The sequence below is a fragment of the Brachyspira catarrhinii genome (assembly GCF_005518285.1).
Lineage (GTDB): Bacteria > Spirochaetota > Brachyspiria > Brachyspirales > Brachyspiraceae > Brachyspira > Brachyspira catarrhinii.
Genome location: NZ_SJDU01000342.1, coordinates 1 through 2,441, shown reverse-complemented (window position 1 = coordinate 2,441; position 2,441 = coordinate 1). Strand labels below are relative to the sequence as shown.

General features: G+C 28.9%; 2 protein-coding genes. Both read left to right on the top strand.

Annotation, left to right across the window (positions count from 1 at the left end):
* Positions 1 to 150: 150 nt before the first annotated feature.
* Positions 151 to 1,212 (top strand): DUF1385 domain-containing protein, encoded by a 1,062-nt coding sequence (locus tag EZH24_RS10270; RefSeq protein WP_137999042.1) that lies wholly within the window; start codon positions 151 to 153, stop codon positions 1,210 to 1,212.
* A gap of 2 nt (positions 1,213 to 1,214) precedes the next feature.
* On the top strand, positions 1,215 to 2,336 hold the full coding sequence (locus EZH24_RS10265; protein ID WP_236847164.1) for a hypothetical protein: 1,122 nt from the start codon (positions 1,215 to 1,217) through the stop codon (positions 2,334 to 2,336).
* Positions 2,337 to 2,441: the final 105 nt, after the last annotated feature.

Sequence of the window (2,441 nt, the reverse complement as noted above, 5' to 3'; positions counted from 1 at the left end):
ATGTTTTGTTATCTTTCTAAAATTATCGACTTATAAATTCATAACTTTAATTAAATAAAAATTTATCGCTTGAAAGAATAAATTATTTAATATATCATTATTCTAATTTAAATTAAAACTAAAATAAAAAATTAAAATAGGATAAAATAAATGAAATATAAATTGGACGAAAATAGAATAAAAGAAGGAGTCGGCGGGCAGGCGGTTATCGAAGGGATTATGCTTAGAAATAAAACCCATTATGTTGTCTCCGTTAGAAAACCGACTAATGAAATAGATTTTATAAAATATAGGATTCCAGAAAATAAAAATAAATTAAGCAAAATGATTTTTTTCAGAGGGATTGTCAATTTTATAGATATGATGAAATTAGGTTATAAAACTTTAATGTTCTCGGCAAATACCGCGGGATTGGAAGAAGAGATTGAAAATAAAAAAGAAGAAAATTCCGAAAAAAAACAAAGCGCCGCTATGACTTTGAGCATGCTTATTTCTCTGGCTTTCGCTGTCGGACTATTTATAGCGCTTCCGTATTTTATAGTAAATCTTATCGGAATAGACGAAAAAAGTCATGTGATTTCTTTTAATCTTCTTCGCGGAGCGATTAAATTATGCATATTCATAGCTTATCTGCTCGTTATATCGTTTTTCAAAGATATTAAAAGAGTTTTTCAATATCATGGAGCGGAACATATGGTTGTAAACGCTTACGAACATGGACTTAATCCGAATAAAGAAAATATAAGAGATTTTACGACAATTCACCCAAGATGCGGAACTACTTTTATGTTTTTAGTTTTAACCGTTTCGATTCTTCTATATATGTTTACTAGTTATTTCGTTTATTCTTTTATATATTCTTCTTTCATTCCTCCAAAAATCGTGGGAAATATTACGGTTTTAATTATAAATATAGCGCTTCTTCCAATCGTTTCGGGAATATCTTACGAATTATTAAAATTAGGTTTCAGATTTTATAATTTTCCTTTGATGCGTTTGGCTATTTTGCCCGGGCTTTTACTTCAAAAAATTACGACAAGAATTCCAGAAGACGATGAAATCGAAGTGGCTTTATTCTCTTTAAATAAATTATTGGATTCTTCCATAGAAAGTAGAACGGAAGAAGAAGTCAGAGCCGATATTGAAAAAGAAAAAGAATTAAACAATAAAGACGATAAAAACGAAAATAACGAGGAAACCAATAATAATTGATTATGCTAAAGAAAAAACTTATAGAAAAAGACGATTATTACGAATATTCTTCAAGTTATATAAAAAAATATATTATTATAGGTTTTATTCTATTTATTCTCGCGATTATTATTTTTCTTTCAATTTATTTGCCTTACAATGTAGTTCCGAGTAAATCTTTTATGAAAAGCAATACTCCAACCATAAGCGGAGATAATATTATGAACGAGCGAGGAGTCTATTATACGGGAGTTTTTACGAATATTCCAAAATCGATTCCAATAAACGATAGTATGAAAGAAACTTTATATTTATATTTATTCCATGACAATCATATAGTTTTATGGAAACTCTACAAATACGGTTTAAAAAGATATTTTTCTTACAACGCTTTTAATTTGATTGACGGCGATAATCAAAATTTTTATCTCAAAGAAGAAAATAAAAATTTTTTGGATTATTACGATAATTTTGTGAGAGCGCAATTTAATAGAACGAATTCTCAATTAAATTTGGAAATTCCAAGCCTTTACAACGCTTCGATTAATTTTGAAACGGCGATTACGAATTTTGTAGAATCAAAACTCAATTTTAGATTTACAAATTTTAGCGCCGCTATGATTAATTGGAAAAACAACAGAGGGCTTTATATGGCGAATTATTATTTCGGTTATCCGAGAGGTTATTTGACTGTTCCTGGCAGCGAAAATATAATTAATTTCACAAGCTCTGTTTTAGCCGTTAATACGGTTGGAAGAATTCCGTCAAGATATAATCATAATATGATTGTCGGACTCGTTTATATTCCATATTCTATCAAACCAGTTTCCGTTTTTATTTACGATTCAAAACCAGAGTCGCAAAATTCAAAAATAGTAAAATTTCTGTATAATAATAGATGGTTCGTTTTTGACGATTTTATCTCGCATGAATATAACGACAGAACGGATTTTTACTCGAAAGAATCGGGCTTTAGTTTCGTTTATTCCATTAAAAGCGATGAAAAATTGGATTCTTTCGGAAGTTTCGCTAAAATGAATAGTCGAATTTCCTGCGGACTTCTCACGGGATATTTTACGATAAACGGAGAGCAGATTAATATTAACGGAAACGCGATTAAAGAATTCGTTCATAATGTTTTTTAAAATTATAAAATAAAAAAGCGAGGCGTTAAAACCCCGCTTATTAATTTTTTAATCTAAATAAAAATTGTTCCGTTTATATATTCTAACAACTAAAGTTATTAGAAA